The sequence below is a fragment of the Amorphus sp. 3PC139-8 genome, from assembly GCF_040750475.1.
Taxonomy (GTDB): Bacteria; Pseudomonadota; Alphaproteobacteria; order Rhizobiales; family Amorphaceae; genus Amorphus.
Window position 1 is genome coordinate 77,880 of record NZ_JABJVY010000005.1, and the last position, 13,974, is coordinate 91,853.

Annotated in this window: 14 protein-coding genes; 3 read left to right on the top strand and 11 right to left on the bottom strand. The window is 63.5% G+C overall.

The window, feature by feature from the left end; translation table 11 throughout:
• Positions 1 to 29: 29 nt before the first annotated feature.
• From HNS03_RS06940 to HNS03_RS06970, 7 genes are all read right to left on the bottom strand, one after another.
• Positions 30 to 971, bottom strand: a complete 942-nt coding sequence (locus HNS03_RS06940; RefSeq protein WP_367194014.1) for an NAD(P)H-dependent flavin oxidoreductase — start codon at positions 969 to 971, stop codon at positions 30 to 32.
• A gap of 65 nt (positions 972 to 1,036) precedes the next feature.
• A complete protein-coding gene (locus HNS03_RS06945) occupies positions 1,037 to 2,830 on the bottom strand; it encodes a long-chain fatty acid--CoA ligase (RefSeq protein ID WP_367194016.1) in 1,794 nt (597 codons plus the stop codon).
• 8 nt (positions 2,831 to 2,838) lie between these two features.
• A complete protein-coding gene (locus tag HNS03_RS06950; RefSeq protein ID WP_367194017.1) occupies positions 2,839 to 3,693 on the bottom strand; it encodes an ABC transporter ATP-binding protein in 855 nt (284 codons plus the stop codon).
• Positions 3,694 to 3,695: 2 nt separating this feature from the next.
• The gene (locus tag HNS03_RS06955; protein ID WP_367194018.1) at positions 3,696 to 4,877 is read right to left on the bottom strand and encodes an ABC transporter substrate-binding protein; all 1,182 of its coding nucleotides are present in this window, start codon (positions 4,875 to 4,877) and stop codon (positions 3,696 to 3,698) included.
• An 87-nt stretch (positions 4,878 to 4,964) separates the two neighbouring features.
• Entirely contained in the window at positions 4,965 to 6,008 is a 1,044-nt protein-coding gene (locus HNS03_RS06960; RefSeq protein WP_367194019.1) for a branched-chain amino acid ABC transporter permease, read from the bottom strand.
• 4 nt (positions 6,009 to 6,012) lie between these two features.
• A complete protein-coding gene (locus HNS03_RS06965; protein ID WP_367194021.1) occupies positions 6,013 to 6,891 on the bottom strand; it encodes a branched-chain amino acid ABC transporter permease in 879 nt (292 codons plus the stop codon).
• A complete protein-coding gene (locus HNS03_RS06970) occupies positions 6,891 to 7,745 on the bottom strand; it encodes an ABC transporter ATP-binding protein (protein ID WP_367194022.1) in 855 nt (284 codons plus the stop codon). Before HNS03_RS06970 ends, HNS03_RS06965 begins: the two co-directional genes overlap by 1 nt.
• 336 nt (positions 7,746 to 8,081) lie before the next feature.
• On the opposite strand from HNS03_RS06970, the gene HNS03_RS06975 reads away from it, so the two are divergent.
• From HNS03_RS06975 to HNS03_RS06985, 3 genes are all read left to right on the top strand, one after another.
• Entirely contained in the window at positions 8,082 to 9,215 is a 1,134-nt protein-coding gene (locus HNS03_RS06975; protein ID WP_367194024.1) for an acyl-CoA dehydrogenase family protein, read from the top strand.
• A gap of 388 nt (positions 9,216 to 9,603) precedes the next feature.
• Positions 9,604 to 10,602: an ATP-binding cassette domain-containing protein gene (locus HNS03_RS06980; RefSeq protein WP_367194025.1), complete on the top strand. Its 999-nt coding sequence runs from the start codon at positions 9,604 to 9,606 to the stop codon at positions 10,600 to 10,602.
• Positions 10,599 to 11,414: an ABC transporter permease gene (locus HNS03_RS06985; protein ID WP_367194027.1), complete on the top strand. Its 816-nt coding sequence runs from the start codon at positions 10,599 to 10,601 to the stop codon at positions 11,412 to 11,414. The genes HNS03_RS06980 and HNS03_RS06985 overlap by 4 nt, the downstream gene beginning before the upstream one ends.
• A gap of 18 nt (positions 11,415 to 11,432) precedes the next feature.
• Here HNS03_RS06985 and HNS03_RS06990 read toward each other — a convergent pair whose 3' ends face one another.
• The 4 genes from HNS03_RS06990 to HNS03_RS07005 all read right to left on the bottom strand — a co-directional run bounded on the left by HNS03_RS06990 (position 11,433) and on the right by HNS03_RS07005 (position 13,927).
• Positions 11,433 to 12,311, bottom strand: a complete 879-nt coding sequence (locus HNS03_RS06990; protein ID WP_367194028.1) for a hypothetical protein — start codon at positions 12,309 to 12,311, stop codon at positions 11,433 to 11,435.
• A gap of 7 nt (positions 12,312 to 12,318) precedes the next feature.
• Positions 12,319 to 12,780: a hypothetical protein gene (locus tag HNS03_RS06995; protein WP_367194030.1), complete on the bottom strand. Its 462-nt coding sequence runs from the start codon at positions 12,778 to 12,780 to the stop codon at positions 12,319 to 12,321.
• Complete coding sequence (locus HNS03_RS07000) at positions 12,770 to 13,081, bottom strand: hypothetical protein (RefSeq protein WP_367194032.1); 312 nt, start codon at positions 13,079 to 13,081, stop codon at positions 12,770 to 12,772. Before HNS03_RS07000 ends, HNS03_RS06995 begins: the two co-directional genes overlap by 11 nt.
• A 108-nt stretch (positions 13,082 to 13,189) precedes the next feature.
• Entirely contained in the window at positions 13,190 to 13,927 is a 738-nt protein-coding gene (locus HNS03_RS07005) for an autoinducer binding domain-containing protein (RefSeq protein WP_367194034.1), read from the bottom strand.
• Positions 13,928 to 13,974 lie beyond the last annotated feature (47 nt).

A 13,974-nucleotide genomic window follows, 5' to 3' on the forward strand; every position in this document is an offset into this window, starting at 1 on the left:
CGCTTTTCCTGTCCCGCACGAACCCACTCTCAGACGCGGGCGACCTCCTCGGCGAGTTCGTCGATCGCGCTGCGATACTCCGAAATGAGGGTCCGGCAGAGCTCGGCCGCCGGCGGCACGTCGTCGATCGAGCCAACGCCCTGCCCCGCCGACCAGACCGTTTTCCACGCCCGCGCCTCGTTGTGCATATCGAGCTCGCTGTGGGACGGCAGATTGTCCGGATCGAGGCCCGCCGCCACCAGGCTCGGACGCAGGAAGCTGGCCGGCACGCCGGAAATGTTGGGCGTGTACATGATGTCGGCGGCGTGCGCGCCCACGACCATCTCCTTGTAAGCCTCCGGCACAATCGCCTCCTGCGTCGCAATGAAGCGCGTGCCCATATAGGCGAGATCCGCCCCCATCATTCGGGCGGCGGCGATCTGACGACCCGTGCTGATCGCCCCCGACAGCACCAGGGTGCCGGAGAAGAACGACCGGATTTCCGGCAGCAGCGCAAACGGGCTCAACGTCCCGGCATGACCACCGGCCCCGGCACACACGGCGATGATGCCGTCGACACCCGCCTCCGCCGCCTTCTGCGCGTGGCGCACGTTCACGACGTCGTGGAACACCAGCCCGCCATAAGAGTGGACCGCGTCCACCACATCGCTGATGGCGCCGAGCGAAGTGATCACCAGCGGCACCCTATGGCGCACGATCACCTCCAGATCCGCCTGCACCCGGGGATTGGAGCGGTGCACGATCAGATTGACGCCGTACGGTGCCGCCCCCGGGACTTCGTCAAGGCGCTGTGCGATCTCGTCGAGCCAGGCGGAAAAGCCATCCGTGGTGCGCTGGTTCAGCGCCGGAAACGTGCCAAGGAGGCCGGACCGACAGACCTCCACGACCAGGTCCGGGCCAGAGGTCAGGAACATGGGCGCGGCAATGGCGGGGGCACGCAGCCTTCCTCGAAGAGTGTCCGGGAGCGGCATCGCAGTCCTTTCCTTTTCAAATTCGCTCGCCGCGCAGCGAAGTGTCGATGCGAAGCGGAAGCGGGTCAGGCGTAGAGCGCCTCGATCTCCACGCCGTATTTTTCGGCAATGTTGGCCCGGCGGATCTTCATCGTCGCCGTCACCTCGTTGTCGTCGTGATCGAGCTCTTTGGTGAGCAGCGCAAATTTGCGCACATGCGAAACCGGTGCGAGAGAGGCGTTCGCCTTTGCGACCTCCGCGTCGACGAGCTCGCGCACCTTCGGATTTTCGGCAAGATTGCGGAAATTCGTGTAGGCGATCCGGTGTTCCTCCGCCCATTTGCCGACCGTCTCCAGATCGATCTGGATCAGCGCGGACACGAACTTCCGGCGCTCGCCGATGACGATACACTCCTTGATGAAGGGGCTCGCCTTCATCGCCTTTTCGATCTCCGTCGGGCTCAGATTCTTGCCGCCAGCCGTGATCATAATGTCCTTCAACCGGTCGACGATCCGATACTGGCCATCGCCGCCGAGCTCCACCACGTCGCCCGTGTGCAGCCAGCCGTCGCGGATCGTTTCCGCCGTTTTTTCGGGGTCCTTATAGTAGCCCTCGAACACCATCGCCCCGCGCACCAGGAGCTCGCCGGCCTCGCCGATCCGGCACTCCACGCCCTTCATCGCCGTGCCGACCGCCCCGGGCACCCCGGTCGCCACGCTCTGGCCGGTCACCGCACCGGTGGTCTCCGTCTGGCCGTAAACCTCCACCAGCGGGACCCCGAGGGTACGGAAATAGCGGATGATTTCGCGCGGCACCGGGGCCGCACCGGTGAGCGCGATCTCCGCCCGGCGCAGGCCGATGAAGTTCTGCAGCGCGCGAAACACCAGCCAGTACCAGATGAAGGCGACCAGTCGCTCTCGCGCGCTGCGTTGCACGACCGGCTTTTCGGCAAACGGCTCACAAGCAGCGATCGCCGCGCGGTAGAGCCGACGACGCAGCGCCCCCGTCTCCATCATCTTGATGTGGATAGCGGAGTGCAGTTTTTCCCAGATCCGCGGCACCCCGAGGAAACAGGTGGGTGCCACCTCGCGCAGGTCTTCCTGAACCGTGCGCAGGCTCTCGCCGAAGCTTACCCGGCCCCCCGCATAGACCGGCCCAATGGTGGTGAAGATCTGCTCGGCGACGTGGCAGAGCGGCAGGTAGCTGAGATGCGTGCTATGCGGCCCCTCGCTGAGCCGATCGATGACGGCATCGGCCTCCGCGCGCAGATTGCGCCAGGAGATCATCGCGCCCTTCGGCTGCCCGGTCGAACCCGAAGTGTAGATCATCAGCGCGATCGCCGTCATCGATTGCGCTTCGACCCGGGCGTCTATCCCGGCCGGATCCTGGGTACGGCCCTTGGCCTCGACCTCGGCGAAAGAAACGATCCGGGGATCGCGGTAGGCGCGAAGCCCCTTCATGTCAATCACGACAATCGTCTTGAGCCTCGGCAGCTCCCCGGCGCTCTCCAGCACCTTATCGACCTGCTCCTGATCCTCGCAGACCACCACCTCCGCATCGGCGTGGGCGAGAACGTAGGCGACCTCCGGCGCCGGGCTGGTCGGATAGACCCCGACGGCCACCGCCCCCGCCGCCCCGGCGCCGAACTGGGCGAGCACCCATTCCACACGGTTTTCCGACAGGATCCCCACGTGCCCACCGTCCGACAGACCATGAGCCTGAAGCCCGAGAGCGAAGGCACGCGAGCGCTCCCAATAGCCGGCCCAGGTGATCGGGTTCCAGATCCCGAAATCCTTCTGATAGAGCGCGATCCGGTCCGGCGTCTCTTGGGCCCGCCGGCGCAGCATCTGAACCATGGTGAGGTCGGGCAGCTCGCTCATGTCGCCCCTCACGACAGCCAGCGCTTGCGCCGCTTGTAGTGCTTGACCTCACGATAGTTGCGCGAGGCGCCTTCTTCGCCGACGCCGAGATAGAACTCGCGCACGTCGGCGTCGCCCATCAGCCGCTCCGTCGGCCCGTCGATCACGATGCGGCCGGTCTCGATGATGTAAGCATAGGACGAAATGGCAAACGCCATGGCGGCGTTCTGCTCGACCACGAGCATGGAGGTGCCCTCTTCCGCATTGATCCGCGCCAGGACGGTGAAAATCTCTTCGGTCAAAAGCGGCGACAGGCCGAGCGACGGCTCGTCGAGCAGGATCGCCTTGGGCTCGGCCACCAGAGCACGCCCGATCGCAAGCATCTGTTGCTCGCCACCGGATAGGTAGCCCGCGAGCCCTTTGCGCCGTTCGAACAGGCGCGGGAAGTAGGCATAAACCCGATCGAAATCGCGCCCCGATGCGCCCGCGCGCGCATAGGTCGCCGCCGTCAGGTTCTCCTCCACCGTCAGATCCTCGAAGACGTGGCGCCCCTCCATGACGTGGAACAGCCCGTCGCGCACCAGATCGTGAGGCTTGCGTCCCCTGATCGGCCTGCCGGCAAAGCGGATCTCCCCGGCGGTCACCTCGCCGTTTTCAAGCTCCAAGAGGCCGGAGACCGCCTTCAGCAGCGTCGTCTTCCCGGCACCATTCGACCCCAGCAACGCCACCACCTCGCCCTTCGGCACGGCGAGGGACATCCCTTTGAGCACCTGAATGGTGTGGTTGTAGACGACCTCGATATTGTTGACCTCGAGCACAGGGCCCGAGGCAACGTCCGGAGCCGTGGCTCCGGACGCGTGCTCAGTGAGGCCAGGCCCCGCCATGCCTAGTTGCCGCTCTGGTCGAGGCGGATCCAGTCGGACACGGGCTCCATCTTCTGCTTTTCCGCGTTCGCCTGGTAGATCCGACCGACCGGGATCGAGTTGCCCGGAATCGAGATCGGCACCCCGATGATGCCGCCGGTGTCGAAGTCCTTCAACGAGTTCAGCGACGCCTTGAGGTTTGTGCCGGTCAGCTCGTCGCCGTCGGCGAGCGTCCGCTTCACCGCTTCCGTCATCAGCATCGCCGTCAGGAAACCCTGCATGTAGGCGGTGGACTGATACTCAGGCCGCATCTCACGGATCTTCTTGAGCATCGGCGCATCGTCGGCTTCATCGTAGTAATAGCGATAGGGCATTACGCCCATGAAGCCGTCTGCTGCATCGCCCATCTTCATGACCATGGAGTTGTCCATGGTCCAGAAGGTGCCCATGAACTTGGTGTCCATGCCCATCTGACGGGCCTGCTGAATGAACTCCGGGATCGGCGCCAGCACGTAGCCATGGAAAATGGTGTAGTCCGGCCGGGCCCTGCGCAGCTTCAGAACCTCGGTGGACACGTCGACCGAGCCGGGCTGCGTGATGATGCTTTCCACCACCTCCAGGCCGAGCTCCTTCGACCGCGCGATGCTCGTCTCCAAAGGATCGCGGCCGAACTCGGTGTCGGAGTTCACGAAAGCCACCTTGGCACCCGGCTTCTCGTCCGCGATATATTCCAGCAAGATGCTGACCATCTCGGTATAGTCCGGGCCGGCGATGAACTGCAGCGGATACTTCTCTGGATTGTTGATCTCGGAGGCGAAGGACGCGCCGGCCATAATGGCCTTACCGTACTTCTCCAGCTGGTCGTTGATCGTCTTGGAGAATCCGGTTGAGTCGCCGTAGTAGAGGTTCGGCTGATACTCCGCGACGATCTTGTTGAAGGCGGCCACCGAGGCGTCGACCTTGTAGGCGGTGTCTTCGGGCACGTATTTCAGCATCCGCCCGTCGATGCCGCCGGCTTCGTTGGTGATCTTCACCCAGTCCTGGATGCCGGCATGAATGCCTTCGCCAGCGAAGGCGAAGACGCCGGTGAGCGGGATCGAGCCGCCAAGAACGATATCGTCGGCCGCGCGCGCGGGCCCGGTGGCGACGAATGCGGCAAGAGCTGCGGCAAGGCTGAGTGCCGTCCTCCGATTAACGCTTGTCATAGGTTCCCTCCCATTGGGGTTCGAGGCCTTCTGCTTTTTCTTGACCTGCCCTCATTGTCATCGTGGCAGGCGTGTGGACCCGGCCGCTCATGTCCTGAACGGCCAGAGATGGAAGAAACGCCGCAATCGGCGCCAGATCTCCGCAAGTCCCTGCGGCTCGAAGATCAGGAAGCCGACGATCAGCGCGCCGAACACGATAGTGCGCACCGGAGACAGCACGGCCACTGCGTCCGGGAGGATCGGCGCCAGCCAGCCGACCGCCATCTTCAGAACCTCCGGCACCAGCGTCATGAACACCGCGCCGAGAATGCCGCCCAGGATCGATCCCATGCCGCCCACGATGATGGCGGCCAGGAAGAAGATCGACATCACGAGCGGGAAGCTTTCCGGCGTCACCACGCGGAAGAAATAGGCCCAGAGGCCACCCGCGACTCCGGCATAGAAGCTGGAAAGCCCGAACGAGATGAGCTTGTAGCGAAGCAACGGGATCCCCAGCACCTCCGCCGAAATGTCCCGGTCCCGGATCGCGATGAAGGCACGGCCGATGCGGGTGCGGAAAAGGTTCGCGGCGCCCAGAACCATCAGGCAGGCGACCGGCACGATCAGCCAGTAGAGTTCTTCCGGCCGGTCGAGCTCGATGCCGAACACGCTGGCCGCCGGCATGGAGAGCCCCGTGGTGCCGCCAGTGACGGAGGTCCAGTTCTGGAACACGAAGTGCAGGATCACCGAAGCGGCAATGGTCGCAATCGCCAGATAAAGCCCCTTCACCCTGAGACTTGGAATGCCGACCGCGATCCCCACCACCCCGGCCGTCAGCCCTCCGGCGATCAGATTGACCGCCACGGGCGTGCCGAGATGGATCTGCATCCAGGCGACCGTATAGGCCCCGACCCCCATGAAAGCCGCCTGGCCGAGGCTGACCAGGCCGGTGAAGCCGGTCAGGATGTTGAGTCCGGTCGCAGACGCCACGTTGATGGCGACAAGACAGGCCAGATAGACCCAATAGGGCCCGGCGACGAACGGGTAGAGCGCAAGGACGAGCAGCAGCACGACCAGGCCGAGCTTCTGATCGGAATTCTGCAGCAGCGCTTCATCGGCCGCGTAGGAGGTTTTGGCGTCACCGATCCGCATGTCGTCAGAGCCGTTCGATCTCGTGGGTGCCGAACAGCCCGTAGGGGCGGATCATCAACACCACGACCAGGAGCGAGAAGGTGGCGAGCGGCTTGTACTGGCCGCCGAGATAGGCGCCGGCCCAAGCCTCGATCAGGCCCACCAGAATGCCGGCGACCACCGCTCCGGCGACGCTGTCCAGCCCGCCGACGATGACCACCACCAGAACCGACAGTCCGAACGCGCCCGTCGTCGGCGACACCCCGCCGATCGCGCCCACCAGCATGCCCGCCCCAGCGGCGATCACGCAAGCGATCACCCAGGCGAGCGAGAACACCCGCGGCACGTTGATCCCAACCGAATAGGCCGCCGCCTGGTCCGCCGCCGTTGCGCGCAACGCCACGCCGCCCCGCCAGAAGCGGAATAAGAGCAGGAAGCCGGCCATCACCACCACGGCGACCGCAAAAGACGTGGCGATCTTGGCGGACACGTAGGCCTCGCCAATGAACAACGGGGCGTTGGGCATGAACTCCGGCAGCCGGAGCGGATTGGCGCCCCAGATCAGTTCCACCACGCCAACCAGGATGCTGCCGAGCCCGATCGTCAGCATGAACACGCTGATCGGGTTTTCGCCCAGCATCGGGCGGATCAGGAGCCGCTCGATCACCCAGCCAGTGGCACCCGCAACCGCAAGGGCCGCCAGGATCGCCGCCCAGTGCGGAAGGGCAAGCCCGGCCGCAAAGCCAAAGAACAGATAGCCCCCGAGCATCAAGAGCTCGCCGATCGCCAGATTCACAACCCGGGTTGCCTTGTAGATCAGCACGAAGGCGATGCCGGCGACTGCGTAGAGCCCGCCGCCACCCAGTCCCGCCAGAGACACTTCGGTAAAAAACAGCCAATCCATCAGGCGGCATCCCGCGATTGGCGGACGCGCGCACGCAGTTCCTGCACGTCGCCTGAGCCGAGATAGGCTTCGATGACGCGGGAATCCGCGGCAACTTCCCGGGGAAGGCCGTTGGCGATCACCTCGCCGAAATTCAAAACGACGACATGATCGGAAATATCCATCACCATGCCCATGTCGTGCTCGACCATCAGCACGGTCACGTCCCACTCTTCCTTCACATCGAGAATGAAGCGGGCCATGTCCTCCGTCTCTTCCCGGTTCATGCCGGCGACCGGCTCGTCCAGCATCAGGACGCGCGGCTGCATGGCGAGCGCGCGGGCCAGCTCCACCCGCTTCTGCAGACCATAAGAGAGGCTTCCGACCGGCGCCTTGCGGATATGGTCGATCTCGAGAAAATCGATGATCTTCTCTTCCACCGTTTGCCGCAGCGCCATTTCCTCGCGCTTGGCCCGGCCGGTGTAGATCAGCGCATCCAGCACACTGGTTTTCATGTGGGCGTGATGACCGAGCTTGATGTTGTCGAGCACGGTCATGCCGCGAAACAGCGCGATGTTCTGGAAGGTGCGGGCAAGGCCGCGGCGCGCACGCTCCGGCGCCGGCACCCCGGCCAGACTCTCGCCGAAATAGCGGATGGATCCCCCGTGGGGACGGTAAAATCCGGAGATCGTGTTAAATAGCGACGTCTTGCCCGCGCCGTTGGGCCCGATCACGGAAGTGATCTGCCCCGGCGGCACGGCGAAGCTGACCTCGCGCAGGGCTTTCAGCCCGCCGAACGACAGCGAGATATCTTCAACCGCAAGCGCCGGCGCCCTGCCGGCACCAGCAGCGGACGAGCGGTCACGCTCCTCCATGGCCGTTCCCCTCGAGGCCCCATTTTTTCGGGGCGCTGCCGCCTCCCTTTGTCGGGAGGTCTCGCTTGTTCACCATACCGCGGCGGTGGCCGATCGCCACCTATTGTTGCGCGACTTCGGCTCCGACGGAACCGACTTTCGTTCGGCCAACGAGTGGCTGCGAGCCAAAGCCGATTCATTTCTTTCCCTTGCGTAAGGCTTATACTGACGAGTAAAACAAGGTCAATCTTTGATTGGCTTCAGGAGAGGCGTTCGTGCCAGGTTCAGTCGCTGCCGCACCCGCTTCCGGCACTGTTCAAGGGTCATCAGTCCGCACGTGAGAGACGGGAGTAGTCAATGATCCTGACCGACACCCAGGACATGGTCCGCGAGATGGCGCGCCGTTTCGCGGAAGAAAAGCTCGCGCCGAAATCCGCCGAGTGGGACCGCGACCACACTTTCCCGGCCGCCGAGATCGCAGAGATGGGCGCGCTCGGGCTGATGGGCATGCTGGTGCCGGAGGAGTGGGACGGCTCCCTCTCGGACCATGTGGCCTATGCGCTGGCGTTGGAGGAAATCGCCGCCGGCAACGGCGCCGTCTCCACCATCATGAGCGTCCACAACTCCGTCGGTTGCGTGCCCATCCTGCGCTTTGGCAGCGAGGAGCAGAAAGAGCGTTTTTTGAGGCCGATGGCCCGAGGCGAGCTGCTCGGCGCATTCTGCCTGACCGAGCCACATGCCGGTTCCGACGCATCCAACCTGAAGACCCATGCGAAGCGCACCAACTCCGGCTGGGTCCTGAACGGCGTCAAGCAGTTCATCACCTCCGGCGAGAATGCCGATGTCGCGATCGTGTTCGCCGTGACCGATCCGGACGCAGGCAAGAAGGGGATTTCCGCCTTCATCGTGCCGACGGACACACCCGGCTATCGGGTCGCGTCGCTGGAAAAGAAGCTCGGCCAACACCTTTCCGATACCGCCCAAATCGCCTTTGACGACCTCGAAATTCCCGCCGAAAACCTGCTCGGCACCGAGGGCGAAGGCTACAAGATCGCGCTTTCCAACCTGGAAGGCGGGCGCATCGGCATCGCCGCCCAGTCCGTCGGCATGGCCCGCGCCGCCATGGAGGCCGCACTTGCCTATGCCAAGGAGCGCGAAAGCATGGGGTCGCCGCTGATCGGCCACCAGGCCGTCGCCTTCCGGCTGGCCGACATGGCAACCCGGCTGGAAGCTGCCCGCCAGCTTGTTCTCCATGCCGCCAGCCTGCGCGACGCCGGACAGCCGGCTCTGAAGGCGGCCTCGATGGCGAAGCTGTTTGCCTCCGAGATCGCCGAAAAAGTCTGCTCCGACGCGATCCAGACCTTCGGCGGCTACGGCTACACCGCCGACTTCCCGGTCGAGCGGATCTACCGCGACGTTCGCGTCTGCCAGATCTACGAGGGCACCAGCGACATCCAACGCCTGGTTATCGCGCGCGCGCTCGCAAGCTGAGCGCTTCTTTGAAAAGGGTGGGCTGAGAAGGCCCAGAAAACGCGCCGACCGGTGCGCTGCCAGAGCTTTTCCTGGCCAATGGGAAACCGCTCGGCCGTCCGGAAATGCGTTGAAACGATAACTTGGACCCGTTCCGTGCTTCCTGGAAAAGCGGAACGAGTCTGGACCGACGCTGAGCCCTGCCCGCCCATGCGCATCGCGTTCCGATCACACGGTCCGGACGAAAAAGGCATTGCTCACCGACGCAAAACACCACATCAAGGCGCTCCTGCCCGACCGGAAACGATCCCGGCCGTAGGCGATTGCCATTTCGACAATCCCTGCTATCGGTGACGCTCCGATCCGGCATGATCGCGCGCGCTCCGCGAACACACATCGGAGCTCACAAGTGACCGAGATCCTGCTCACGCCCCAGGCGGCACCAACCGCCCCCGACGCGTCGGCGGCAATCTCGGCCTGCGGCCTGACCAAGCGCTTCGGGTCTTTGACGGCTGTCGACGGCATCGATCTCGACGTGCCGCGCGGCATGATCTTCGCGATCCTCGGGCCGAACGGCGCGGGTAAGACCACGTTGATGCGCATGCTCGCCACGCTGACCACACCGGATGCCGGACAGGCAACGATCATGGGTCACGACCTGGTGACGCGCGCCCGCGACGTGCGAGCCTCCATTGCCATGACCGGGCAATTCGCCTCCCTCGACGAAGATTTGACCGGTTGGGAAAACCTGGTCCTGCTCGCCCGGCTGTGGGGCTTTCGCGGGCGCAGCGCGCGCCAGCGCGCAACCGAGCTTTTGGACGATTTTCAGCTCTCCGACGCCGCCAAGAAGCAGGTGAAAGCCTATTCCGGCGGGATGCGCCGGCGGCTCGATATCGCAGCCTCGCTGGTTGTCACGCCCGGTGTGTTGTTTCTCGACGAACCGACGACCGGCCTCGATCCCAAAGCGCGCCAAGGTGTGTGGCGGATGATCCGGGCGCTTGCCGCCTCCGGCGTGACCATCCTTTTGACCACCCAGTATCTGGAGGAGGCCGACCAGCTCGCCGCGCGCATCTCCGTGATCGATCATGGCCGCAAGATCGCGGAGGGCACCAGCCGGGAGCTGAAGGCGGCGACCGGTTCCGGCTTCCTGCACGTGACCTTGGCGAACCCCATCCGTGCGCCCGAAGCGGAGCGGCTCCTCCACGATACCCTTTCGGCAAGCGTACAGACCAATGCCGAAGGTGCCGTCCTCTCGGTGGCTGCGGCAAGTGCGGCGGAGGCGAACGCAGCGTTGATCCATCTCGCCGAAGCCGGCATCGAGGTCTCGGCCTTTTCCATGGGCTCGCCGAGCCTGGAAGAGGTGTTCTTCGCTCTTACCGGCGAAGCCAGTGAAGCGAGAGCAGAATGAGCGACGCGGAACCCCTTCAGGCCATCGCAGCACCGAGCACGATCGCACGTCCGCGCCGCCCTTCGCCGCTTTCGAACGCATTGGCGTTCGGATGGCGCGCCGTGTTGAAGTTCAAGCACGTGCCCGAGCAGATGTTCGATCTGATCATGACGCCAATCATGTTCACGCTGCTGTTCACGTTCGTGTTTGGCGGCGCGCTGGCCGGCTCCACGAGCGCCTATCTGCAATATTTCCTGCCGGGCATTCTGGTGCAGACGGTGATGTTCAACTCCGTCTACTCCGGCATGGGGCTTGCCACCGACCTTTCCAAAGGCCTGTTCGACCGTTTTCGCTCGCTTCCGATCTGGCCGTTGGCGCCCTTCGCCGGACTGATGGTGGGCGACGTGCTGCGCCATCTGATCGCCGCGTCGATCATTCTCGCCATCGGCCTCGCGCTCGGCTTCCGCCCGGAAAACGGTGTCCCGGGAGTGATCGGCGCGTTCGCGCTCCTGGTCGCCGTCGGGTTCGGCATGGGCTGGATCTTCATCGTGCTCGGGCTGTTGATCAGCACGCCCACCACCGTGATGACGGCCGGCTTCACCTTTCTGTTTCCGCTGGTGTTCGCCTCCAACGTCATGGTCGATCCGTCTACCATGCCCGACTGGCTGCGGGTGTTCGTCGACGTGAATCCCGTGTCGCTAATCGCCACCGCGTTGCGCGGTGTACTGAGCGGCGGAGCGACGCTGGAAGCCATCGGCCTGGCCTTGATTGCGCCCGTGCTGCTGACAGTCCTGCTCGCCCCGGTGACGCTTTGGCTCTACATGAGGCGGTGACCGGGCCCTATGGCCCGGTCAGGCCGCTGCCTGTCCCTTGCTCCGGGCCGCGAAGATGATCGAGGCGAGCAAGAGCGCCACCAGGGTCGGCATCCCGCCCATCATGATCCAGGCGTAAATGTCGTCTGGCCGAAGGGCCTCCCAGCCATAGCGCTCTGCCGAGCGAAGCCCCCGCGAGAGGGCTTGGACCATGGAGACGGCAAACAGGATCGAGATGGCAAAGACTGCAAGCGCCGGGATCGCCAGCAGGATCCTGCGGCGGCGCGGGAACGCGAGGGGCTTTCCAGGCGGCCAGTCCGGCCGCGTCAGCCACCGCGTGACCAGGAGCAGGCCGAACGCGAATACGGGGGCCAGCACCGCCCCCGTAAAGTTCGCCCAGACCAGCGGCGGACGCCCGTGCAACGGCACGAATTCGATCAGGAAGATGCTGCCGATCAGATAGGTCGCAAAGACGATGATCGCGAGCGATGTGACACGCAGCAGCGACGCGGCCCGATCGCTGTCGCGGGTCACGAAACCGAGCGAGACCGCCAGCAGGAACGCCGTCAGAATCGGCCATAGCCCGACAAAGAGGATGACGGCCCCTTGGCCGAGCGGGAACCAGGCGCGGCGGGTGGCCTCGATGCGCATGCCGGTCCCGAAGGCATCAACCCATTGCAGGAACAGCCAAAACAACCCACCCAGCGCGACCAGGACGAGGATACCGACATAACCGACCCAGTCTCCCGAAGCTTCCGAAGCTCCCGGACTTTGGGTCGGAGGCGTAACCGGGATCTGATTGGCGGAGCGAATGGCCGAGCCCAGCCGGCTGGCTTCGGTCTCGCCGCCCAGTCCGTAGGTCTTGACCCCGGTGACCGCGGCGGTCGTCTCATGGCTCTTGTCTTGATTGTAGACCATGCCAGCCTCACTCGCACTTCTGGAGCGGCGACGCCTCAATCGCGTCCTGGAGCCGAGGCAAAATCCCGCGGAAGCTCTCGCCCCGGTAGACGATCACCAGACGACCCGGCACCTCATCGGCATTAAAGCGAAACACCGGCACTTTGCCCCAATCGTCGACGATCGGGCTGACCCAGCGTTCGATGCCCTGGTAGCTCGCGCCGCCGGCACAGGCGTAGCAGACGTCCCAGAGCGTCATCCTGAGACTGTCGCCCATGTCGTCGTGAAACTCGATCATTTCCGGGTGCACCTGCACCCGCCAGAAACCGGTACATTTGCCGCCGGGCGCATAGCTCCCGATGATCTCGGGCGGAAATTCGACCGCCAAAGCGGGCGTGGACGCGCACGTGAATGCCAGAAAGAGAACCGCCGCGCGCAGGAGCGCAATCCGTCTCAACGCGCCTTGCCGCGCCATGTCGCTACGCGCCATCGTCGGATCTCTGTAATTTCAGCGAAATATCGAAGACAGCCTTGGCCATCTGGCCGAACAGCAGGAGCAAAAGTCCGCCGGCCATATAGGCGATCGCCGGTGCCGTGAAGCTGATGCGGACGGCAATTCCGCGTGCACCATACGGTATCAGTACGAACAGATAGAACGCCGCGATAGCGGCGATAATGAACAAGACCACGCCCACCCAGGAGATAAGATGCGCGACAAAGTAGCCAGCGCCGTATCCTCCGCCCTGATCCCCAAGGCCAGCATTGATCTTGCGAAGAGCCGTCTTCACCATCGCTGTCACTCGCAAGCTTTGTTCACATCAATACCCGGTACAACTTTAGAGGGCTGCGACAGACGCAGCAATACGGGGATTTCCCCCTACGGGACATTGGGTCATGACCTAAGGCGCAGCGAAGCCCAGCACCGCAGCCTTGGCAGCCAAGTGGTGCTTATTGCGGGCACGCAACTTCTGTGCCGCATTTTGAAGATAGTTCTCGACCGTTTTGTCGGCCAATTTCAAAATATCGGCGATTTCCTTATTGTATTTGCCTTGACAAACCAATCTAATACAGTCGATCTCACGGGATGTAAGCCCGTATCCGCCCCGTAGTTTTCCGGATGTCTTTACCGCCTCGTCGAAAACGAGACAAAGCTGGGAAATAGAATCCCACTGGTCCGTGAGCAGGCGCGTTGCTTCCGCTTCCTGCTCGTTCGACATGCAGAATCCGATTCCGCTGATCAAAAGCCCGCGCCGATCCTTGATCGGGATCACGAACCCTTCTCGCAGCCCGTAGTCACTGGAGATTTCGTTGAACACCCCCCGCTTCGGCGTGCGGTATTTGTCCTTGATATCGCTCCATCTGGCTGGCCGATCACTATGGGCGCAATGCAACACAGCATAGTCATGATCGGCCATGCCCTCGCCGATATAGGTTTGCAGGAAATCGGCATCGTAGCTCGAGAAGAACAGCATATCATCGCTGATGGAGCCGTTGCGGAGCTCGGTATAAAGAATGTAGGTACCGCCAGTGAAGCCGAACTGATCCATTTCCCGATTGATCAGTTGCCATGCCTCATTCATACGACCGGTGTTCCGGATCGCCTCTGCGAAATCAAAAAGCTTTTTGTCCTCAAGCATGGGCAAATTCCACGCAATAGAGCAAATTTAGAAAACATAGAAATCGG

Coding starts and splice junctions, on each gene's coding strand:
- HNS03_RS06940 (WP_367194014.1), bottom strand. CDS start 971: ATGCCGCTCCCGGACACTCTTCGAGGAAGGCTGCGTGCCCCCGCCATT.
- HNS03_RS06945 (WP_367194016.1), bottom strand. CDS start 2,830: ATGAGCGAGCTGCCCGACCTCACCATGGTTCAGATGCTGCGCCGGCGG.
- HNS03_RS06950 (WP_367194017.1), bottom strand. CDS start 3,693: ATGGCGGGGCCTGGCCTCACTGAGCACGCGTCCGGAGCCACGGCTCCG.
- HNS03_RS06955 (WP_367194018.1), bottom strand. CDS start 4,877: ATGACAAGCGTTAATCGGAGGACGGCACTCAGCCTTGCCGCAGCTCTT.
- HNS03_RS06960 (WP_367194019.1), bottom strand. CDS start 6,008: ATGCGGATCGGTGACGCCAAAACCTCCTACGCGGCCGATGAAGCGCTG.
- HNS03_RS06965 (WP_367194021.1), bottom strand. CDS start 6,891: ATGGATTGGCTGTTTTTTACCGAAGTGTCTCTGGCGGGACTGGGTGGC.
- HNS03_RS06970 (WP_367194022.1), bottom strand. CDS start 7,745: ATGGAGGAGCGTGACCGCTCGTCCGCTGCTGGTGCCGGCAGGGCGCCG.
- HNS03_RS06975 (WP_367194024.1), top strand. CDS start 8,082: ATGATCCTGACCGACACCCAGGACATGGTCCGCGAGATGGCGCGCCGT.
- HNS03_RS06985 (WP_367194027.1), top strand. CDS start 10,599: ATGAGCGACGCGGAACCCCTTCAGGCCATCGCAGCACCGAGCACGATC.
- HNS03_RS06990 (WP_367194028.1), bottom strand. CDS start 12,311: ATGGTCTACAATCAAGACAAGAGCCATGAGACGACCGCCGCGGTCACC.
- HNS03_RS06995 (WP_367194030.1), bottom strand. CDS start 12,780: ATGGCGCGTAGCGACATGGCGCGGCAAGGCGCGTTGAGACGGATTGCG.
- HNS03_RS07000 (WP_367194032.1), bottom strand. CDS start 13,081: ATGGTGAAGACGGCTCTTCGCAAGATCAATGCTGGCCTTGGGGATCAG.
- HNS03_RS07005 (WP_367194034.1), bottom strand. CDS start 13,927: ATGCTTGAGGACAAAAAGCTTTTTGATTTCGCAGAGGCGATCCGGAAC.